Origin of the sequence: Thermotoga maritima MSB8, from assembly GCF_000008545.1 — a bacterium.
GTDB lineage: Bacteria > Thermotogota > Thermotogae > Thermotogales > Thermotogaceae > Thermotoga > Thermotoga maritima.
In genome coordinates this window covers 1,329,192-1,349,551 of sequence record NC_000853.1, presented here as the reverse complement: position 1 = coordinate 1,349,551, position 20,360 = coordinate 1,329,192, and the positions used below count along the sequence as shown (strand labels likewise).

Sequence of the window (20,360 nt, the reverse complement as noted above, 5' to 3'; positions counted from 1 at the left end):
AAAAATCGAATCATCTCATCAGCTGGCTCTTCACAATTTCTCTGTAGAGAGGAGATTTCTTCATGAGTTCTTCGTGGGTCCCTTCAGCTTCCACCCTTCCATCGTTCAGTACAATGATTCTGCTGGCCTTTTTTATGGTAGAAAGTCTATGAGAGACGATGATCACCGTCTCGATCTCATTCAGAATTTTTTCAAGGATCTTTTCCTCTGTTTCGCTGTCAACACCAGATGTAACCTCGTCCAGAATCAGAACCTGCGGCTTTCTTATCAGGGCCCTTGCAAGGACGATTCTCTGTCTCTGACCATCTGAGAGTCTTGTCCCTCTTTCTCCAACAACCGTGTCTATTCCGTTTTCCAGTTCCTTAACAAAGTCACACTCACACATTTTGAGAACATTTTCGATCTCATCTTCTGGGAAGTCTTCAAAAAGGGTGATATTGTTTTTGATAGTGGTGTCGAACAAAATATCGTTCGATCGAACAAGAACGATGTTTCTTCTGAGTGATTGAAGAGAGTACTGTTCGATGGGAACACCGTTTATGAGAATTTCACCCTCTGTGGGAGACAGTAGCCTGTTGAAAAGAGAAACGAGCGTGCTCTTTCCTGCACCAGATCTTGCCACAATTGCGATCTTATCCCCGGAGTTTATCTCGAAATTCAAACCAGTGAGAACAGGTGTTTCATCGTATTTAAAATGCACGTTTTTCAACTGCAGTTTTTCGAACCTTTCAAGATCTATTCCGCTTGCTCTTTCAAAGGGCAGGGAAAACACTCTTGTAAAATTTTCCCAGTTTGGAACTGTAGAGAAAAACGTCGTCAGACCTGTGAGTGCCATTCTGACGATGTCGTATATCCAGTTCATATAGGATTCAAAAGCCAGAAGCGTTCCAACACTTATCTCACCCTTCCAGAGAAGGTAAACACCGAAGGCAAGGACAATGGTACTCCCGACCCATCTGTTCATCTCGATGTTCCTGTTCGAAAGTTCGTTTACCGTGCTGTGGATGATGCTTGCCCTGCTCCACTCTCTGGCACTTGAATCGAGGAAATCTCTGAGAAACAAAAGGCCAGAAAACTGTTTGAGAACCGGTGTTCCTTCCACCACTTCTCTGGATCTTTTCAAAAATCTCTGGTAGGCTTCCTGATCTCTCTGAGATGTCCTGATGACCATCTTTTTCAGGATTGAAGTCGATACAAAAAACAGAACGATGCTCGCCAGAACCACAAGGGCAAGTTTCACATTCAGAATGAACAGAAGCGAAAGAACAACAAGAAAAAATCCCAGATTGAAGAAAAACTGAAGCCTCGCAAGATAAACCCCCGAGGCCACCTTCGGAATATCCCTCATGAAGATCGAAAGATAATCACCGGTGTTTTTCGAGTTCAGAAAAGATAGTGGAAGTGTCAGGATTTTCGCATAAACCCCCTTTGATTCCTTAGCCCGTGATGCGTTCAGCAGGTGTTTCGCAACTGAGAAGTTCAGTCTGTACATGATGAAGGACTGAGACACAAGAACGACAAAATAAAGTATGGAAAACAGAGCGACTTCTTCTACAGAACCCCTGTAGAACGCACTGTCGATGGTCTTTTTTATGAGAAGTGGAGTGAGAACGTTGGTGGTTAAAAACAGGCTCTCCAGTAACAAGAAGATCGGATAGTACCTTTTGTATTTCCTCTCGAATTTTTTGATATCGTCTCTGACGTTACTTGCTGAGAAAAATTTCATAGCCTCTCAATCCCCCGGAAATGCCTGTATCTCTAAAATACCTCTCAACACTGCCGCCAAATCTTCCTTTTTTGGAGAAAATTCGAGAACTTTTTCGCCCTTTTTCAAAACGATCACCCTGTCTGCGATCTTTAGATCCTCCAGGTCATGACTTGCAAAGATGACGATTCTACCACTCTCTTTGAGTCTTTTCATGATCTCGTGTATCTTCAATCTCGTTCTGAGATCAACTCCACTGCACGGCTCATCGAAGATGTATATGCTCGCCTTTTTCATCAGGGCTCTTGCCACATCAACTCTTTTTTTGTACCCGGTGGAAAGTTCCATGTACCTCTTTTTCCTGCACTCCAGAAGACCCAGTTCCTTCATCACTCTTTCTGTTTCTCTCTTCAGCGTTTTTCCAAGAAGGTCGTTCAACATACCAAAAAACTTCAGATTCTCTTCCACACTCAACCTGTAGTAGAAGCTCCTCTCATACCCGGTTGATATGCTGACCTTTTCTACTGCAAAGGAAGGCTTTTCCACGATGTTCACACTGTCTATGAGAACCTTCCCTCTGTCAGGAATGAGAAAGGAGGCTATAACCTTCAAAAGCGTCGTCTTTCCAGAACCGTTCTCGCCGAAGACCGCCGTGATACTTCCTTCTTCCGCCTCAAAACTCACTTCCCTTAAAGCCTGTGTTTTCGGAGGGTATTTCTTCCAGACATCGATCACCTCTAGCACGTTTTCACCTCAGTACCAGCTCAGACTTCCTCTCAATCGGGCCTGATTGAAGGATCTTTTGAACGCAACGATTCCCGCTGATATCAATACTGTTCCTGTTGCTGCAAGAAGAACCAGTCCTTCCGACACACTGGAAAGGTGTTCGCCTCTCATGAGGACTCTTCGCAAAAGGTCTATGCCATAAGTGCTGGGAATGAGGTACGAAACAGGTCTTATCCAGTCTGGAAGAATTTCCACGGGAAAGTAGATACCAGAAAACAAGCCACTGAGTGTGGTGTAAAGCCACCCCACAGGATCTCCTCTTTTTGTGACGAGAACGATGGACGCAGAGAGAAGGCCAATACCCATGAGAGGAAGCATTACAGTGAAAAGAACAACCAGGGCTTCAAGAAAGTTCGGTGTGATATGAACCGAGAAGAGATAGACCAGTCCCAGAAAAATCAGTGTGATGTTCAGCGTGGTGAAAAAGAAGGAAGACACGAAACTGAAGAGAAAAAGCTGCCAGAGAGGTGTCTTTGAAAGAAGGATGTACTCGAGAGTTCCCATGCTCTGTTCTCTCTGTATGACACCTTTGAAGGTCATGAGGGCAAGATTCGTGTAAGACATGAAAACAGAACCAGTGATGAAGTACGCCAGGATGTCACCACCGTATCGCTCTATCAGGGGAAAGTAGTTCCCCTGTGCGATGAATTTTCCAATGAAACCGAACTGGACAATTCCCACAAAACCGGATAAGAGCCCGAGAACAAGCTGTGTTCTGTAAGAAAGCCAGATGAGGATATCTTTTCTAATGAAGTACAACGTTTTGATCAGAAGTTTCAAATGACCTTCACCACCAGAGGAAAATTCGCTTCCACCATGGAACATGATCACATTCGGTGTTGCAAAGGCCTACACAGTGACTGTTCGTACATTCATCACAGTTTCCCACTCTGTCTCCACATCGGTCTTTCAGACTATCGCAGAAACTCAGATAGACCTTTTCATCCACCACTGGATCGTTGAGAAATTCCATGAACGGCACTCCTCCTTTTGTAATCTGCAACTATCTTTATAAACTCATTTAAATTGTACCTCAACGGGATGCATGTGTGAGGCTTTTTTACCTTTGAGGATTTCAGGGTTCTATAAACCACCCTGTTGAAAGCACATCCACCCATACAGAAAGGAAGCACAAGGCATCTTCTGCATTCTTCGTCTTCAAGTGGGTCATACGTCAACCACTTCAAATACGATCCAGTGAATTCGACTCCGGTTTCTTTCAAAAAACCTGAACAGTTCTCCATACCAAGTTCTCCCCAACATTTGTACACTCTTCCATCCACATCGACCACGAAACTGTTCTTACACATGGCATCACATCTTGCAAAACGTGGTTTTTTGAAATATTCAAAAGGATACTCAGGAATTTTCTCCCTGATGTACCACCACAGCTTCGTTTCTATCTCCGCAAACTCTTCTGTGTTCAGTGCTGTGTCCTGAAAGCCTGTGGGATTTCCCTCAACGATCTCTATGGGCTGGAAATTGAACTCCACTCTCAACTTTTTCTCTGCTATCCTATCGATGAGTTTCTTCACATCTTCAATGTTCTCTCTAGACACGTTCACTCTGATCTGAACGAATAAGCCTTTGTTGACAGCACGAAAGATATTTTCGAAAATGGAGCTGAAAGTTGGAGCACCGTTTCTGGCTTTCCTGTACCGATCGTGGTACACCTCTGTACCGTCCAGTGTTATGTCCAGTGCCTTTATTCCTGCTTTCTGAAGATCATCTACCATCTTCTCCGTCAGAAGGTAGCCATTTGTCACGATGAAGGAATCGTACTTCACACCATATTTTTCGCAGAGTCTTTTCAGTTTGCTGCTCAGATTCACCACTGTTTCTTCCAGAAGCAAAGGTTCTCCCCCGTAGAAAGTAACGCTCAGCAGGTTTGGTTTTTGGTATTCTAATTTTCTTTCCACATCCAGGAGGAAGTTGCTTTGCACTTTTTCAGAAATGTAGGATCCCGAGGAAATATGAAGTACCTTCTGATAACAGTAAACGCAATCGAAGTTACAGGAGTGGGTTAAAACAATTGTGTATCTCAAAAATCTGTCACTGTAGCGATACGTGTTGAAGCGAAATTTTAGAAACTCCAGTTCATCGAAGTTGTCATCAAGCAAAAACATTCCCCGTTTCAACTTTTCAACTTCCGTTTTCGAAAGTTCTGTCGAGGAAGGATCTTCCAGGGTCTTCAGTACCTTGTTGGTGTTTTTCCTATCTATCCACAGAAGGGCTTGAGAAAGCGTGTTGAACAAAAGTGTGCCATCGCTTTCATTTATTACCAAATTAAATCTTGAAGGCTTCAAGTTTTTCGACCTGCCTTTCAAGGAGTTTTATCCTGTACCATTCCCTTGCGAATTTCTCCGGATCCTTTTTCTCTTCAGGGCATCCCGTTTTGCCATCGAACCTGGCACTTCTACATCCTCCCATGCACACAGGAAGGAGTTTGCACCTCATGCATTCTTCGCTTTCGAAAGCATCGAAAGAATGCCATCTGAGATATTTTTTCCTGTCGTATTCCAGTCCTCGGTTGGTCAATCTTCCTATCTCCATGCCTTTTCCCACTCTCACTGTGCATGGATACAACTCTCCCTGTGGACCTATCACAACAGAAGACACACAGTCGTACTCACAGTATCTGTTTTGCACAAGAACGGGAAGAAACACATTGAAGCCTCTTTTCGCAGCACTTTCGTAGAAATTGAGAATGTTCAGAGACTCCCGATCTCTGATCTCATAGACCTTCCTGAAAAAGAATTCCCTGCTGTTCGATCCAAAAATCCACCTGAAATATACCCTCGTTCTGTCTTTCGGAAATCGCTCCAGAACGTTCAGAAACTCTTCTACACGATGGAAGTTGTCAGGTCCCACATTCATTCTGAACGTGACCTGAAGTTTCTCCGTGACCCTGAAGAGATTCTCCAGATTTTCCACAATGGTGTCGAAAGTTCCCTTGCCACCTTTCAAAGGCCTGTATTTATTGTGAACATCTTCTGGGCCATCGATCGTTATTTGAACGTTTCTTATTTCGAGCCTGTCAAACCATTCCGCTTTTTCTTTGTCGAGAAGGTATCCATTCGTTGACATGGAGGAGTGAAAATCCACATTGTTTTCTCTGCATGCTTCTATCAGCGATGAGTTTACGAACTTCACCACGTCAAAACACAGGAGGGGTTCCCCGCCGAACCAGCCTACACTTATAGATCTTCTGGTTCGAATCAGCCTTTTCAGATATTCTACGATCCTTTCTGCCGTTTTCGCTGTCATCGAAGGTCCTGTTTTCGATTCATAGCAGTAGATACAATCAAAATTGCATGCCAGGGTGGGTATGATCGTGACCATAACCGAGGAAGAATCATAGCGGGTCATTCTGTTCATAAGTTTCAGATGCTCTATTTCGTCGAAGTCCTCATCAACGATATACCCACCGTAGATCAAATCTTTCTTTATGGAAAGCCATTCTTCAGGGATCTCTTCGTCTGGATCTTTGAGAATCTTCTCTGCAATTTCTGCTTTGCTTTTTTCCAGACGAGCGATCGCTCTGGTTAGAAAGTTCACAAACACAACGTAGTCGCCATCTCTGAAAATCACATTGTATCTTGAAGGTTTGAACACGAAAGATCCCCCCTTAGTTTTTCGCCAAACAGCTGGTACAGTTCGCGTTTGGAGAACACACCAGACAACCAGCACACATGTCATCAAAACATCCAGAACAGTTCAAATCCCAGCAATCACAATTGGGATTTGTAGAACAGCAAAGAGGAGAAAGAGAGTTATCTGGGAAATTCAAAAATTCCATGTTATTACCCCCACGGTAAATATTTTTAGCACGCACAATCGTTGCATACTGTGTTTATGCAATCACAGTTACCGTTCTTATCACAACACATGATATCTCCAACTGGTTTAAAAACCTCTAATGGATCGTTCAGGAACTCCATAAGTTTTCACCCTCCTTCTTATGGCACAATACACAGTGTGCATAGAGCATTACAATCACATACCGCATTGCATGAAGGGTCACATATCCCATTACAATCCGGATTGAAACACTCAGAACAGTTCCCATTACTTTGACAACACTCCAGTCCAATCTTTCCTATAGTCGGATTATTTAAAAATTCCATGACTTACCCTCCTTTCCATTTTTTATTTTGCTTTAAATATCCTTTATTGATACTAATAATGCCCTTTAACTTCATTTAGTCAGATTGTAAGTAACAGCAAAAGGTTAAAAACTCTGATTTCCAGCAGTTGAACCTTTGAAAGTAACCTCACAAGTAGCTGCACTTTTGGGTGCAACCTGAACCTGTTCCGTAATCTCACTTTTCCAGGAATGCGTTTCGTTATCTGTCTTCACTTTGTCAGCGAAAATGATTGTAGACAGGAGAACGAGTATCAAAAAGATTATCATCAAAACCCTTCGCATTCTGATCACCTGTCATCACCTTATCAAACCTTATATGGTTTTCAAGTTTTGGCTGTTCCAAAATCCTCTCTAGAAGCACATTTTCAGCACCAGATTTCATGGGCTTTGAAACAATTTGATTTTTTGGGGTATAACTATAAAGAGGTGATTGAAAATGAAAGGTATTGAGAGTCTCAAAGAAATCTTCAAGTATGGTGCATTTTCTCTCCCGGTCGCCAATTATCTTCTCTGTGAGGGAAACATTCCAGGAGATTGTAAGAGAATTCTTGATGTTTTAAAACTCGCGTGGAAAGGGAACTTCAAAGAAGCGATTCGGAGAGCAGACAAAGCTGTGGAGAACAGCAGGTCTGAAACTGCGAAGTACTTCCTTTTAGCGAACAAACTGGCATTTTTAAAATATACAGGTAAAACGGATGTGAACTTATACAGATACCTGAAAAGAAACCTTCCCAAGATGTCAAAATCAATAAGAGATACTGTGATCGTTACTTTAATAAACTTTGAAGCAAGCGGAATAAAGCCACTACGGAAGGTGAGGGTGTGGAAAAACGATTACAGAAAATCCACACTTTCCTTTTTATATCTTTCCCTGGCAAGAAGGGAAGCAGATTCTGGAAGACTCTCTGAGGCGGTACACGATTACATACAGGCCTACAGACTATCCAGGGAGGTTCCTCACCCAACCTGTATTGTTTCCTCCCTGAACGATCTTGCATGGGATATCAGGGAAAAACATCCAAAACTTGCCCATGCTCTTTCTCAAGGAGCCGTTTTCTGGCTAGGATACTACAGAGAGGAACCAGGAAATCTCTTTGGAGCCCTGGATACTCTGTTTGTTGTGGAAAAAGACATGGATTCACCGTCTATCCACAGCACTGCACATATCATCGTTTCGCTTCCCGTACCAGAAGATTATCTGTCTCTACTCAAAAAAGCGAAGAAATTTGTGTTGGACTACACAGGATCAACTTATCCGAACACAAGTCAGTTGAGAAGATATGTTGAAAAGGTCGCTTGGAAAGGAAAAACTCTCAGCTCCAAAGGTATCTCAGATATATTGAAAGGGAAAACAAAAATGATTCGTGCAGATACGATAAGAAAACTGTTGACATCTGGTGTTGATACAGGGGCACCTTTTCCTGTCTGGAACGAGTGGATAAAGATGGAGATTGAAAGAAAATACAGGGAGTCGTCAGAAAAGCTTAAAGAGCTCCCCTTTCATCAGAGACAAATCCTTTTTCTTACCACCTACATGGCTCTTCTTGATAGAGAGTTCCTTTCAAGGAAAGAAAAGCTCAAAAAGGCATATACACTCCTTGAAGATATTGAGTCGTTCGCTGATTTCATGGCAAAAGATCACCGGACCATGGAATTTGTTGTTTCAATGGTGAAGGCTCATCCTTTCGTTGAAGGAAGAAAAGAAGCAGTGAAGAGAGCCCTTGCAAGGATGAAAAGAAAGAGACTGGAAAGATTTGTTCTGAGATACATCGAGATGAAAGAGTCAGACAGAAAGCTCCTTGATAGATTTCTGAGGAACTACGGAAGGTACGATGGTGTGAGGTTTGGCATCAGGTTAAAAGGTCCAGAAGTAGTGAGAGAATTTGCAAAAAAGTACTCTCTCAAGGTTCAACCCCTGTTTGCTGCCTTCTGGTGTGAAGAGGATGGAAGAGTGAGAAGAAGACTGGAAAGAGTCTTGAAGCATATGGTCCTGTATAATTTAATCGAAATTGCCATATTATTTGTCATGGTGGAAAAATGAGAGGTGAAAAACATGCGTAAAATTTTCACAGCTATCATTGAATACGATCCTGAAACAAAGCAATATGTTGGAATGGTTCCAGATGTTCCAGGTGTGCATACTGTAGGTAGTTCCTTAGAAGAAGTGAGAAGGAATTTAAAAGAGGTGCTTGAGCTCGTATTGGAGGAAGCAGGAGATGAAATAAATCACCAGGAATTCGTGGCTCTTGAGATGATAGAGGTGGAAACTTGAGTCGTCTTCCAATAGTTGATCCAAAAACTATGGAGAAGGTTTTACTGAAACTTGGATTTCAACGTGTTCGCCAAAAAGGAAGTCATGTGTTCTACAGGCACAGCAATGGAAAGTATACGACCATCCCATTTCATGCAAGAGACTTGCCCAAGTCACTTAATAAGAAAAATCATCCGTGAAGCGGGTATATCAGTGGAAGAATTCAAGAAAATACTCGAAAATCTATATCAGTACTTTCCCCACACAAACATTTCTACTGTTCTTATACCTCCAATTGACTCCTTACAATCTCCCTGTAAAGGGGAGATTTTTCCATGAGTTCTTCGTGTGTTCCTTCGGCTTCCACTCTTCCATTATTCAGTACGATGATCTTCTTTGCTTTTCTTATTGTGGAAAGCCTATGGGAGATTATGATCACGGTGTTGATTTCCTTCAGAATTTTTTCAAAGATTTTCTCCTCTGTCTCGCTGTCCACACCAGAGGTGGCTTCGTCCAGGATGAGAACCTGTGGTTTCCTGATCAAAGCCCTTGCAAGGACGATCCTCTGCCTTTGACCGTCCGAGAGTTTTGTTCCTCTTTCACCAACAACGGTGTGTATCCCGTTTTCCAGTTTCTCGACGAAATCGCACTCACACATCCTGAGAATACGTTCCAGCTCATCCTCCGGGAAGTCCTCAAAAAGCGTGATGTTGTTTTTGATGGTAGTATCGAACAAGATGTCGTTCGATCGAACAAGGATGATTTTCTTTCTGAGTGAAGAAAGTGAATACTGCTCGATAGGGATGTCGTTGATGAGGATCTGACCTTTTGTGGGTGTGAGAAAGCGGTTGAAGAGTGACACAAGTGTGCTCTTTCCCTCCCCAGAACTCGCCACTATGGCCACCCTGTCGCCTGCGTCTATCTTTATGTTTAAATCAGTGAGTATCTCCCCGCCATCTGGATATCCAAAGGAAACATTTTGCAAACTCATCTGTTTGAAGTCTCCGAGCTCTTTTCCACCACCTTTCTCAGCGCTGAGTTCCATAACCTCTGAAATTCGTTCTTTATACGTCCTTGATCTCATAATGTCTAGAACAGAACTGTAAACGTTGCTTATTGATGAATAAAAACCGCTGATGAAGTAGAAAAACGATATCGCACTTCCGATTGTTATTTCCTTTTTCGCGATGAGAAAAGACGATAGAGCAACAACGAGTATCGGGAGCAATCCGTTTAAAAACGGATAGAGACTCTCCGTTTTCGCCACCACATTGAAGAGCGTATTCGACGTGTTCAACCACAGGTTAGTTAATTTTCCGAATTCTTTGTAGAAAAATCTCTTCGATTCGAATGCCTTGATAACCGCCGCCCCACTCAACGTCTCGTTTATAAACTTGACACATTTCTCAAAACTCGAGCGTTCTTTTTCCTGATGTTCCATTATTCTCCGTCTGGGACTCGATAGTGGAAAACTGTAGAGAGGAGACAGAAGCAGGGCAATGAGAAGAATCCTGGGACTGAGCTGGTAGAACACGAAAACGAGCAGTCCTACTTTGAACGATGTTGCCACAAGGTCTGGAATTGTAGAGGAGTACAGACTGATTATATACCACCCATCATCGAACATGCGGGTTATTATCTCTCCTGTGTTTTGCTTTTTCAGTTCAAGCATATCAGCGTCGAGCATCAGTCTTATCTGACTTCTGACCAAATTTTTGAACATACCGACGTTGTTGACAGCGGACATGAAACTGGCCAGGAAATCGAAAATAATGGTTAACAAGAGGAACACAAGAAACAACAGAATGTCTCCAAGGAAAGATGAAAGTTCTTTGCTGTGAATCGCTCTGTCAACGGCACTTTGAAGCAAAGTGACCCTTCTGGAATAGAAAAAACCCGAGGCAACTAAGCTCGCAGTTGTCAAAACGGCAAGTGCTATGTGATTCTTCCTCAAGAGCCGAAACTTTCCAGTTTTCATGCCCACTTTTCCTCCCAATTCATTCTACAAACTGCTCCTTTAGAATCTCTGTGTATTTTTCACACCTGACGATCAGCTCCTCGTGAGAACCAGAGTCCAGAATCCGTCCGTTCTCCATGACGTATATCTTTTTGGCCTTTCTCACAGTGGAAAGCCTGTGTGAGATGATAATCACAGTTTCTATTTCCCTCAAGATTTTCTCGAAAATCCTCTCCTCCGTCTTGCCATCAACACCAGAGGTGGCCTCGTCTAGGATGAGAACCTGTGGTTTTCTTATCAAAGCTCTCGCGAGGACTATTCTCTGCCTTTGACCATCTGAGAGTTTTGTTCCCCTCTCTCCTACGATCGTGTCTATTCCGCTTTCCAGTTTCTCAACAAAGTCACACTCACACATTTTGAGAACATTTTCGATTTCATCTTCTGGAAAGTCTTCAAAAAGGGTGATGTTGTTTCTGATTGTTGTATCAAAGAGTATATCGTTCGAGCGAACAAGAACGATGTTTCTTCTGAGTGATTGAAGAGAGTACTGTTCGATGGGAACACCGTTTATGAGAATTTCACCCTCTGTGGGAGACAGTAGCCTGTTGAAAAGAGAAACGAGCGTGCTCTTTCCTGCACCAGATCTTGCCACAATTGCGATCTTATCCCCGGAGTTTATCTCGAAATTCAAACCAGTGAGAACAGGTGTTTCATCGTATTTAAAATGCACGTTTTTCAACTGCAGTTTTTCGAACCTTTCAAGATCTATTCCGCTTGCTCTTTCAAAGGGCAGGGAAAACACTCTTGTAAAATTTTCCCAGTTTGGAACTGTAGAGAAAAACGTCGTCAGACCTGTGAGTGCCATTCTGACGATGTCGTATATCCAGTTCATATAGGATTCAAAAGCCAGAAGCGTTCCAACACTTATCTCACCCTTCCAGAGAAGGTAAACACCGAAGGCAAGGACAATGGTACTCCCGACCCATCTGTTCATCTCGATGTTCCTGTTCGAAAGTTCGTTTACCGTGCTGTGGATGATGCTTGCCCTGCTCCACTCTCTGGCACTTGAATCGAGGAAATCTCTGAGAAACAAAAGGCCAGAAAACTGTTTGAGAACCGGTGTTCCTTCCACCACTTCTCTGGATCTTTTCAAAAACCTCTGGTAGGATTCCTGATCTCTCTGAGAAGCCCTGATGACCATCTTCCTCAGAATCGAGGTTGACACAAAAAACAGAACGATGCTCACCAGGACCACAAGAGTGAGTTTTACACTCAGAATGAACAAAAGGAAAAGAACAGCAAGGAAAAATCCCAGGTTGAAGAAAAACTGCAACCTTCCAAGGTAAACTCCCGAAGCTACTTCGGAACATCCCTCATGAAAACCGAAAGATAATCACCGGTGTTCTGTGAGTTCGCGTAAGTCAGTGGAAGCGCCAGGATTTTTGCGTATGCGCTCTTCGATTCCCTAGCCCGGGATGCGTTCAGCAAGTACTTCGCAGCTGAGTAGTTGAGTTTGTACATGATGAAAGACTGGGCCACAAGAACGATGAAGTATAGTACTGAGAACAGAGCGATTTCTCCCACATCACCTCTGTAAAACGCACTGTCGATGGTCTTTTTGATGAGAAGTGGAGTAAGAACGTTGGTGGTCAAAAACAGGCCTTCCAGTAAGAAGAAAATCGGATAGTGTTTTTTGTACTTCCTCTCGAATTTTCTGATATCGTCTCTGAGATGACCTGTAAATAAGAAGAGGTTCATAGTTTTCATCCTCCGTTAAAATTATCCATTAAAGGTAATAATGTCCATGGATCAAATTCCAAAATTGTTTCTATTATTTTCTTTTCAACATCACATGCTTTGAACATATCTTTTTGGTAATCACGCTTAAAAATGCATCTACTGCAGTAAAACAAGAAATAGCAATCCTTGCACTTGCTGTATCTAGCTTTGGTAAATAATCTCAAAGCTTTATACCTCCAGTCTTTCAAATTCTTTAGTATTTTTTCTTCATTATCTTTTACAACATTCGATATTCTGTATTTTAAATTTCCTACAACCAGCTGGCATGGGTATATGTTTCCAAAAATATCTACAATAAATGAATTCGACCCAGCAGGGCAAAATGTACTAACAATTATCTTGCCAGAAGAGTCACTAGGGTTGAGATAATTCATCAGTAATTTACACAGCAGGGCACGATCAAAGTCATTTAAATCTCCTCTGCGACTTTTTTCTAACAGAGAAGCTATTATTTCATAATATTCTTGAGCAATGGAAATATCGATTCGTAAATTTTTGTCTAAAGAACCATTCCAGTCGTACACCGGAGAGATAATCACATTTGCAGCATTGAATTCGGTATAGAAATATTTGTATATTTTCAAAATATTCCAACCGAGTTGCTTGTGTAACTTGGTGTAGGTAACTTCAAATGATATAGAAAAACCTTTCTGTTTAAGCAAATTTATGTTATTCTTTATCCGATCAAAACTGCTAGACTTGCTATCAAGACTAGGTCTTGTATTATCTTGTATTTCTTTCGGCCCATCTAGACTAACAACCATATAGATTTGGAATTTATCCTTATAGGACTCGTAAATTTTAATAAAGCGATTGATAGTTTCCTCTGAAACAAATAAACTTGTAGCTACGGTTATTCGCAGATTATTGAATTTTTTAGCATACTTTGATGTCAATATTCTGAACATTTCTTCTATCATTTCAATATTTAGGAGAGGTTCTCCACCAAAAATATGTATATTGTGCACATTATAATTCGAAAGAAAGAAATCAAGGGTCCGTACTAATACATTTCTCTTCATAAAGCCAGGATTACCATATGTTCCAGCGTTAGCATAACAGTATCTGCATTTTAATCTACAAACCTGAGATACATTTAGCGCTAAACGCAAAATATCATTATCTTTAACCAACTTTCTTTTCAGAGAAATTAAAGTATTTTTCTTTAACTTTTCGAGCTCTTCTATGACATTTTTGGCTTTAGTGCGAACTAGGTAAGAAGAAGCCTTTCTTGTTATTTGTATACTATCATCTAATTTGTAGAAATCAAAATTAACCTTGTCTAGAAGATACCTATTATTGCGAGGAGCTTCGATCAATGAGAAAAAGACCTTGGGTAGATTAATGGTTATCATCTCTTAAAACCTCCTTGGTAAAATGAAATAGAGCCTCTTGATGAACCCCTTCCCCTGGCCTTTCGCCAGGGGAAAGGGAAAAAAGCGGCTGCTATTTTTCCTTAACCACACCAACCACAGACGAGACCAGCTCCTCCACATCCTTTTCCTGGGTTCAAATAATCATTAGGAACAACTGGTTTTGGCATCTTCTGCATAGCATCCCCTCCTTTCGTATGTGGTTTCCGAACACCGGTGTTCGGATTCAGAATTACTTAATAAACAAAAGAAACCCTAATTTCCAACAGTTAAATCTTCCGAATGCAACTTCTCTATCAGGAAGGTGTGAACAACAGTTTTTTTCCTCACTGTCGTTTGATAATCATCAGAAGGACTGGGAAACACAAGCGTGTATAAGAGAGAAAGCAGAATAACTATTGTGAGAATGATCCTTCTCACGATTTTCACCCCCCTTCCTTATTAAGACAGATCTTTTGTGATCTTTCAAACTTTTCCGGTTCTGAAAAGCCATTTTTAAGGCATTCTACGATAGAGGATTTTTATTGAGATTTCATATTTTGTGTAATTTCACTCCTAACGTTACACAGCAGTGTGATAAAATAGCGTAAAAATAATAGTTTTGGAGGGAAAGGATTGAAAAGTCATCAACTTTTGAAAGCACCATTTCAGCATGGATTTCTCTTCTCACGACCACTTGTTATGTACTGCTTCAAAACATGCCATGATTCAGCCTGGAAACATTACATAAGATTTCTGAAATACCGTCATGAAAAGCTTTACGAGGAAGCTCTTTCAGAGATAGATAACGCAATAAAGGTTTGCAACTCGATCGCCTTTCGCTACTTTCTTCTTTCAGAAAAACTCACCGTGCTCGGTTATATGGGAAAACACGAGGAAGGAATAAAACTTTACTCTCATTTACGCGGTAGAATGAGAAACGTTTCACCGAATCTCAGGAGCATATTTATTGGAAACCTTCTGAACTATTGCTCCATGTATCTACACAACGCTTTTGAATGTTTAGGGAGAATAAAGCCAGAGGCTCATCATCTGGAGAAATCCTCTTATGCTTTTATACTGATAGGAAAAGCAAGATATATGGCAAGAACAGGAAACGTCAAAGAAGCAATAGAGTCCTATGAAAAAGCATTGAAAATACTGCAAGAAATTCCTCATCCTTCTGGAATAATTGCCTGTCTTAACGATATGGCATGGTATACAAAGGAGAAAGATCCAGAAAAAGCCAAAGATATGGCAGAAGAGGCACTCTACTGGAATGGATACTTTTTTGATGCTCCGCGTTTCTATGCGCTGGACACATTGTTTGAGGTTCAAAGGACAACTTCTGATCCCGCAATCGTTGAAACTGCCAGACTGATTGAAATCGCTTCTGAAGGATTAAAAGACAGCGCAAGTGATCTCTTGAAAAAAGACCAGAGACTGTTTTTGAGATTGAACAATTCTCTCTATAGGAACACAAAATCTCTCCAGAGATTTCTGAGAAGAAACACCACATCCATCAAACACCTCTCAGAAATAACAGGAGTTGCAAGAAACAGACTGAGCGACATATTAAACGGGAAAACACAAAAGATTCGGGGAGAGACGTTGAGGAAAATAGCAAAAGCTTTTGAAAAGTCCAACATTTTGTCTTTTCCTCCTCCCTTATTAAGTGAATGGGTAAAACTGAGGATAGAAGAGAATTTCTCGGCTGCATTGAGAGAGATAAAAACAAAAAGATTGGAGGAAAGACAAATCCTTTTCCTTTCCACCTACACGGCTCTTATTGATAGGAAATTCCTTTCAAGGAAAGAAAGACTCAAAAAGGCATACACACTCCTTGAAGATATTGAATCGTTCGCTGACTTCATGGCAAAAGATCACCGGACCATGGAATTTGTTGTTTCAATGGTGAAGGCTCATCCTTTCGTTGAAGGAAGAAAAGAAGCAGTGAAGAGAGCCCTTGCAAGGATGAAAAGAAAGAGACTGGAAAGATTTGTTCTGAGATACATCGAGATGAAAGAGTCAGACAGAAAGCTCCTTGATAGATTTCTGAGGAACTACGGAAGGTACGATGGTGTGAGGTTTGGCATCAGGTTAAAAGGTCCAGAAGTAGTGAGAGAATTTGCAAAAAAGTACTCTCTCAAGGTTCAACCCCTGTTTGCTGCCTTCTGGTGTGAAGAGGATGGAAGAGTGAGAAGAAGACTGGAAAGAGTCTTGAAGCATATGGTCCTGAATTGAACCCGGAGTTCCAGCCTTAGAATCTCTTTCTCCTGCTATAATTTAATCGAAATTGCCATATCATTTGTCATGATGGAAAAATGAGGGGTGAAAAACGTGCGTAAAATTTTCACAGCTATCATTGAATACGATCCTGAAAAAAAGCAATATGTTGGAATGGTTCCAGATGTTCCAGGTGTACATACTGTAGGTAGTTCCTTAGAAGAAGTGAGAAGGAATTTAAAAGAGGTGCTTGAACTCGTATTGGAGGAAGCAGGAGATGAAATAAATCTCCAGGAATTCGTGGCTCTTGAGATGATAGAGGTGGAAACTTGAGTTATCTTCCAATAGTTGATCCAAAAACTATGGAAAAGGTTTTACTGAAACTTGGATTTCAACGTGTTCGCCAAAAAGGAAGTCATGTGTTCTACAGGCACAGCAATGGAAAGTATACGACCATCCCATTTCATGCAAAAGAGACTTGCCCAAGTCACTTAATAAGAAAAATCATCCGTGAAGCGGGTATATCAGTGGAGGAATTCAAGAAAGTACTTGAGAATCTGTGATCTCCTCAGGGAGATTGGGAAGATGGAGACGCAAAAGGAGATAGTCTTCATCGCCGTGGAATCGGAGGACGGAGGATACATCGAAAAAACTGAGAGGTATTCGATATTCACGCAGGGAGATACCTGGGAAGAGCTCCTTGAGATGATAAAAGATGCGGTCAAATGCCATTTCGATGAGGGTGCTCCTAAGTACGTACATGCTCGCTTTGTGAAGGATGTGACGATTGCGGTATGAAACTACCGAGGGATGTATCTGCGGATCGTTTGATAAGTTAGAAGATCTAGAATATGAGGTTGTCAGACAACGAGGGAGTCACGTACGTCTCTCCTATAGAGGAAAACACTTCATAACCGTACCGGTTCACAAGATGTAGTTGCGTACCATGGAATCAGCATTGAACAACCCCCATCCCCCCTGGATTGGAAGGTTGTTGTAGATTGATTTCAGACATCTTTATCAGCGATCCTTTTCGATTCATTCACGTACGTTTCTATTATCCTTCTGAACGTTGTGTTGTTTTGCATCAACTCTTCGAACCCTCCGACAGACGAAACTTTTCCGTTTTCAAGGAAGATTATCTTACTCGCAACCCTTATGATATTCGGTTTGTGCGATATCATGATGGCTGTTTTTTCTTTCAAAAATTCAATCAATTTCTCCAGTAAGAATTTTTCTGTTATCGTGTCCAGGTTTGTGAGAGGTTCATCCAGAACAACAACTGGTTTGTCTGCATAGAAGAGTCTGGCAAGTTGTATCCTCTGTTTTTCTCCTCCTGAGACGAAACTTCCTCCTTCTCCAAGTTTTCTTCCTCTCAGATGTTCTATTCCAAGTTCTTTTATGATTCTTTCGAGTTTTTTCTCATCGTACTCTCTTCCAAGAACTATGTTGTTTTCCAGAGTGTCGTTGAATATACCGACGTTCTGAGAATAAAAAGCAACATGTTCGAAAACAGCCGAGGGCATTACCTGCTTCAGATCGTTTCCAAAGAGTTTCACCACACCTTCGTAGTTCTGTTCCAGGCCAAGCAGTATGTTCAGCAGAGTGGACTTTCCTTCTCCGGAAAGTCCCACTATGGCAGCAATTTCACGGGGTTGAATCGTGAAACTGACCTGCTTTAAAATGGGTTTTCCTGGCTCGAAGCCAAAAGTAACGTCTATCAGTTCATAAACAGGACTTCCGGGAACGGGTTTTATTTCACGTTTTTTGAAGGTCTCTTCAGCACGTTTTACCTCATCGAAGTAGTCAAGTACAGCATCGAGGTTCGCCGACACTCGTGTTATGACACGTGCCAGTTCTCTGAACATGTACAGAGGTGCCGTCACAAAAGAAAAGTATGTCCACAGTGCCCATATCGTTCCCACGGTCATCTTTCCGTCTATCACAAGGTATGCTCCGTAGGTGAGAATGAAGAGCCGTGTGAAATACTCCGGCAGGTTCACCATCAGTTTGTCGAATCTTGAGCGGGGAAGTTCTGCCTTCAAAACGGTGTCTGCCACCTGCTGATACATCGTCTCGCACTCTTTCTGACGTTTCTTTTGAGCTTCTCCGGCAAGTACTTCGTGGATGTTTTCAAACGTCTCGGTGATGAAACCTGTTACACGACGTAGAATTTCATACATCTGTGCGTACGGCCGTTCGGTTACTCTGCCGATGATGTTCAGATAAATACCGACTATCACAGCGTTTGCCACAAACAGGCCAAAAAAGGCTTTGTTCCATACGAAGACGGTTGCCAGTATGAATACACTACGTATTATCACCAGAACGTTCTGAAAAAATCCGTAATCCAGCAGGAAAAATGCGTCGTTGAGTTGATGGTTTATCAGAGTGGCATAGTAGGCAGAGCCCTGTTGTTTTAGCTTTTGCCAGGGAAAGAAAAACGACTGGCTGAAAATGCGACTGGACAGATCTGCTACGGCTCTGTACTTTGCTTTCAGGTAGATCTGGTCTCCAGCGTACGTAAGAACGAAAGACAGTGCATAGAGAAATCCAAGAAGGTAGATCGTGTTTAACCTCAGTTCCAGTCCGGCCAGCCCATCGATGACATCTCTCACAAGAAGAGGGATGAAGAAATCGAACACGACCGAAGACGTTGCAAGAAAGCCACCTATAACTATGAGCACCAGAAAACGCTTTCGAATCAGAGAGTAAAAGCGAAGAATTTTCTGGATACTCCTGAGATTCATGACTTTCCCTCCCTGGTGTTCTGGAAGATTTTTCAGAAAGGCCTTCCCATCACCAATGTTCGCTAATACATATCGATGTTTCCGTACTTTCTTGCTGCAAATTCAATCAACCGCAGTGTGAAATAGGCCAAAACGAGGTATGCAAGACCTACTGCCGCTTCCCAGGCACTTGAAATCCAGGCCTTCATTTTAAATCCTTGCAGAGCGTATATTATGCTTTCGACCGAACGCGAAAGCGGCAAAAGCTGTGAAAGCCATCTGAAAAACACGGGCAGTCTTTCTACAGGAAAACTTGCACGCTTAAGATGAAAACCATCATCTCTGCAACACCAAGAAGCATGTTGATATCTCTCGTCAGCAGTCCAAGAGCTGCCACCGTCATTCCGAAACTGCTCAGAGCCAGTACACCTATCGTCATATGGGCAAAAAGGCTCGCAGTAATGGAGGGATCAAGTTTTAAAAAGCAAAATGAAACAGCCAGTCCCAGAATCACCGTGGCCAGTGCATCGATTATGTGAAAAGGCATCTTTTTTAGCATTACTTTGAATTTCGATGAAGGCGAAACAACGAAGAAAATCAACGATCCCTGATCTCGCTCGGAGAAAAAATATTATACCGAGCCCTTTAAAAACGCTTATTGAAGACAGAGCCATGATATTTGCTATTATGAAAGCTCTCGCATCGTGCAGCGTTTTATATCCATATGCAAGAAGTGTTGAGTAAAAGAGCAGCCGAAAAATCGGATTGATGATCTTTTCAGCGGCATAGGCTTTCCAGTTCAGCCACAGGGAAACCCCTTTGTACGAAATCCAAAAATGTCTGAGCAGCCTCACTTCTCAAACCAGCTCCCCTTCCGCTCTGCTTTTTCTTTCTATCTTTTTGAAAAGAACATGTCCTAAAAGAAAGTAAAAAAGCGTGAGTAAAAGTGCGTTGAAAATCAAATCCTTTCCAGCACTGCCAACTTCAAAGGAATCTCTCATCAGCGTAACTGACCAGCTTATGGGAAGGAAACTGGAAATCACCCGAATCCATTTTGGAAGAATGTCTATCGGAAAGAGCATTCCCGAGATGAAATACACCGGATACTGGATCGTTGACATCCATGAAAAGGCGTTCTTTGAGAGTGTCAAAAGCGTTGCAAAAACGAAAGAGGTGGAAATGAAGGAAAGGACCAGTATCAGAAACGAACAGGCAAACATCACGGGATTCGAAATGGCAAACTCCAACTTCAAGACAAAATAAGAATAAGCCACAACCACGGCGGCTTCCATCTAATTCCCCCGCTTCAATCAATATCAGCGGATTCTGATAATGCAGAAATTTTTGCAAAGTAGCAGCCTCTGGCACTCTTTTCCAGAAAGATTGCGACCACCAACACTGCCACCA

Annotated in this window: 22 protein-coding genes and 1 pseudogene; 8 read left to right on the top strand and 15 right to left on the bottom strand. The window is 42.0% G+C overall.

What is annotated here, in order from left to right:
* Positions 1-10: 10 nt before the first annotated feature.
* Genes TM_RS06730 through TM_RS06705 form a run of 6 tightly spaced genes read right to left on the bottom strand, consistent with a single transcriptional unit; the run spans position 11 to position 6,106 of the window.
* The gene (locus TM_RS06730) at positions 11-1,726 is read right to left on the bottom strand and encodes an ABC transporter ATP-binding protein (protein ID WP_010865314.1); all 1,716 of its coding nucleotides are present in this window, start codon (positions 1,724-1,726) and stop codon (positions 11-13) included.
* Between the two features lie 6 nt (positions 1,727-1,732).
* Positions 1,733-2,449, bottom strand: coding sequence for an ABC transporter ATP-binding protein (locus tag TM_RS06725; RefSeq protein WP_004083331.1), 717 nt, complete (start codon positions 2,447-2,449; stop codon positions 1,733-1,735).
* Positions 2,450-2,458: 9 nt separating this feature from the next.
* On the bottom strand, positions 2,459-3,271 hold the full coding sequence (locus TM_RS06720; protein ID WP_004083333.1) for an ABC transporter permease: 813 nt from the start codon (positions 3,269-3,271) through the stop codon (positions 2,459-2,461).
* Positions 3,272-3,278: 7 nt separating this feature from the next.
* Positions 3,279-3,464, bottom strand: coding sequence for a hypothetical protein (locus tag TM_RS06715; RefSeq protein WP_004083335.1), 186 nt, complete (start codon positions 3,462-3,464; stop codon positions 3,279-3,281).
* Positions 3,433-4,797, bottom strand: a complete 1,365-nt coding sequence (locus TM_RS06710; RefSeq protein WP_010865312.1) for a radical SAM/SPASM domain-containing protein — start codon at positions 4,795-4,797, stop codon at positions 3,433-3,435. Before TM_RS06710 ends, TM_RS06715 begins: the two co-directional genes overlap by 32 nt.
* Complete coding sequence (locus TM_RS06705) at positions 4,778-6,106, bottom strand: radical SAM/SPASM domain-containing protein (protein WP_004083337.1); 1,329 nt, start codon at positions 6,104-6,106, stop codon at positions 4,778-4,780. Before TM_RS06705 ends, TM_RS06710 begins: the two co-directional genes overlap by 20 nt.
* Before the next feature lie 968 nt (positions 6,107-7,074).
* On the opposite strand from TM_RS06705, the gene TM_RS06695 reads away from it, so the two are divergent.
* From TM_RS06695 to TM_RS06685, 3 genes are read left to right on the top strand one after another with little or no spacing between them, the layout of a single operon-like run.
* A complete protein-coding gene (locus TM_RS06695) occupies positions 7,075-8,679 on the top strand; it encodes a hypothetical protein (protein ID WP_015646161.1) in 1,605 nt (534 codons plus the stop codon).
* Positions 8,680-8,691: 12 nt separating this feature from the next.
* Positions 8,692-8,910 carry a type II toxin-antitoxin system HicB family antitoxin gene (locus tag TM_RS06690; RefSeq protein ID WP_004083352.1) on the top strand — a complete coding sequence of 73 codons (219 nt, stop codon included), beginning with the start codon at positions 8,692-8,694 and terminating at the stop codon, positions 8,908-8,910.
* A gap of 29 nt (positions 8,911-8,939) precedes the next feature.
* On the top strand, positions 8,940-9,089 hold the full coding sequence (locus TM_RS06685; RefSeq protein WP_227738448.1) for a type II toxin-antitoxin system HicA family toxin: 150 nt from the start codon (positions 8,940-8,942) through the stop codon (positions 9,087-9,089).
* Between the two features lie 83 nt (positions 9,090-9,172).
* Here the strand turns inward: TM_RS06685 and TM_RS06680 are convergent, their stop codons facing one another.
* From TM_RS06680 to TM_RS06660, 5 genes and pseudogenes are all read right to left on the bottom strand, one after another.
* Positions 9,173-10,867 carry an ABC transporter ATP-binding protein gene (locus TM_RS06680; RefSeq protein WP_004083354.1) on the bottom strand — a complete coding sequence of 565 codons (1,695 nt, stop codon included), beginning with the start codon at positions 10,865-10,867 and terminating at the stop codon, positions 9,173-9,175.
* Between the two features lie 19 nt (positions 10,868-10,886).
* Positions 10,887-12,604, bottom strand: a pseudogene (locus TM_RS06675) (ABC transporter ATP-binding protein).
* A gap of 5 nt (positions 12,605-12,609) precedes the next feature.
* Entirely contained in the window at positions 12,610-14,001 is a 1,392-nt protein-coding gene (locus TM_RS06670; protein ID WP_004083362.1) for a radical SAM/SPASM domain-containing protein, read from the bottom strand.
* 101 nt (positions 14,002-14,102) lie between these two features.
* A complete protein-coding gene (locus TM_RS06665; RefSeq protein ID WP_010865309.1) occupies positions 14,103-14,198 on the bottom strand; it encodes a Cys-rich RiPP peptide in 96 nt (31 codons plus the stop codon).
* Positions 14,199-14,274: 76 nt separating this feature from the next.
* Positions 14,275-14,439: a hypothetical protein gene (locus TM_RS06660; protein ID WP_004083364.1), complete on the bottom strand. Its 165-nt coding sequence runs from the start codon at positions 14,437-14,439 to the stop codon at positions 14,275-14,277.
* A 195-nt stretch (positions 14,440-14,634) separates the two neighbouring features.
* Between TM_RS06660 and TM_RS06655 the strand changes: the two genes are divergently transcribed.
* From TM_RS06655 to TM_RS09820, 5 genes are all read left to right on the top strand, one after another.
* Positions 14,635-16,242 (top strand): helix-turn-helix domain-containing protein, encoded by a 1,608-nt coding sequence (locus tag TM_RS06655; RefSeq protein WP_010865307.1) that lies wholly within the window; start codon positions 14,635-14,637, stop codon positions 16,240-16,242.
* 96 nt (positions 16,243-16,338) lie between these two features.
* The gene (locus TM_RS06650; protein WP_004079900.1) at positions 16,339-16,557 is read left to right on the top strand and encodes a type II toxin-antitoxin system HicB family antitoxin; all 219 of its coding nucleotides are present in this window, start codon (positions 16,339-16,341) and stop codon (positions 16,555-16,557) included.
* Positions 16,554-16,787: a type II toxin-antitoxin system HicA family toxin gene (locus TM_RS06645; protein WP_004079902.1), complete on the top strand. Its 234-nt coding sequence runs from the start codon at positions 16,554-16,556 to the stop codon at positions 16,785-16,787. The genes TM_RS06650 and TM_RS06645 overlap by 4 nt, the downstream gene beginning before the upstream one ends.
* A 22-nt stretch (positions 16,788-16,809) precedes the next feature.
* Positions 16,810-17,022 carry a type II toxin-antitoxin system HicB family antitoxin gene (locus TM_RS06640; protein ID WP_004079908.1) on the top strand — a complete coding sequence of 71 codons (213 nt, stop codon included), beginning with the start codon at positions 16,810-16,812 and terminating at the stop codon, positions 17,020-17,022.
* Positions 17,012-17,161 (top strand): type II toxin-antitoxin system HicA family toxin, encoded by a 150-nt coding sequence (locus TM_RS09820; protein WP_081434644.1) that lies wholly within the window; start codon positions 17,012-17,014, stop codon positions 17,159-17,161. The genes TM_RS06640 and TM_RS09820 overlap by 11 nt, the downstream gene beginning before the upstream one ends.
* A 70-nt stretch (positions 17,162-17,231) precedes the next feature.
* On the opposite strand, the gene TM_RS06630 is transcribed toward TM_RS09820, so the two are convergent.
* The 4 genes from TM_RS06630 to TM_RS06620 form a co-directional block, all read right to left on the bottom strand.
* Positions 17,232-18,974, bottom strand: a complete 1,743-nt coding sequence (locus TM_RS06630; RefSeq protein WP_004079909.1) for an ABC transporter ATP-binding protein — start codon at positions 18,972-18,974, stop codon at positions 17,232-17,234.
* A gap of 62 nt (positions 18,975-19,036) precedes the next feature.
* Positions 19,037-19,162: a hypothetical protein gene (locus TM_RS09760; protein ID WP_004079910.1), complete on the bottom strand. Its 126-nt coding sequence runs from the start codon at positions 19,160-19,162 to the stop codon at positions 19,037-19,039.
* A 92-nt stretch (positions 19,163-19,254) separates the two neighbouring features.
* Positions 19,255-19,554, bottom strand: a complete 300-nt coding sequence (locus tag TM_RS09685; protein WP_004079911.1) for a hypothetical protein — start codon at positions 19,552-19,554, stop codon at positions 19,255-19,257.
* Between the two features lie 256 nt (positions 19,555-19,810).
* The gene (locus TM_RS06620; RefSeq protein ID WP_004079914.1) at positions 19,811-20,245 is read right to left on the bottom strand and encodes an ABC transporter permease; all 435 of its coding nucleotides are present in this window, start codon (positions 20,243-20,245) and stop codon (positions 19,811-19,813) included.
* Positions 20,246-20,360 lie beyond the last annotated feature (115 nt).

What these genes read in the sequence shown, in the direction of transcription:
- TM_RS06730 (WP_010865314.1), bottom strand. Translation starts at nt 1,726, where the DNA reads ATGAAATTTTTCTCAGCAAGTAACGTCAGAGACGATATCAAAAAATTC.
- TM_RS06715 (WP_004083335.1), bottom strand. Translation starts at nt 3,464, where the DNA reads ATGGAATTTCTCAACGATCCAGTGGTGGATGAAAAGGTCTATCTGAGT.
- TM_RS06695 (WP_015646161.1), top strand. Translation starts at nt 7,075, where the DNA reads ATGAAAGGTATTGAGAGTCTCAAAGAAATCTTCAAGTATGGTGCATTT.
- TM_RS06690 (WP_004083352.1), top strand. Translation starts at nt 8,692, where the DNA reads ATGCGTAAAATTTTCACAGCTATCATTGAATACGATCCTGAAACAAAG.
- TM_RS06685 (WP_227738448.1), top strand. Translation starts at nt 8,940, where the DNA reads ATGGAGAAGGTTTTACTGAAACTTGGATTTCAACGTGTTCGCCAAAAA.
- TM_RS06680 (WP_004083354.1), bottom strand. Translation starts at nt 10,867, where the DNA reads ATGAAAACTGGAAAGTTTCGGCTCTTGAGGAAGAATCACATAGCACTT.
- TM_RS06670 (WP_004083362.1), bottom strand. Translation starts at nt 14,001, where the DNA reads ATGATAACCATTAATCTACCCAAGGTCTTTTTCTCATTGATCGAAGCT.
- TM_RS06665 (WP_010865309.1), bottom strand. Translation starts at nt 14,198, where the DNA reads ATGCAGAAGATGCCAAAACCAGTTGTTCCTAATGATTATTTGAACCCA.
- TM_RS06640 (WP_004079908.1), top strand. Translation starts at nt 16,810, where the DNA reads ATGGAGACGCAAAAGGAGATAGTCTTCATCGCCGTGGAATCGGAGGAC.
- TM_RS06630 (WP_004079909.1), bottom strand. Translation starts at nt 18,974, where the DNA reads ATGAATCTCAGGAGTATCCAGAAAATTCTTCGCTTTTACTCTCTGATT.
- TM_RS09760 (WP_004079910.1), bottom strand. Translation starts at nt 19,162, where the DNA reads ATGAAGGCCTGGATTTCAAGTGCCTGGGAAGCGGCAGTAGGTCTTGCA.
- TM_RS06620 (WP_004079914.1), bottom strand. Translation starts at nt 20,245, where the DNA reads ATGGAAGCCGCCGTGGTTGTGGCTTATTCTTATTTTGTCTTGAAGTTG.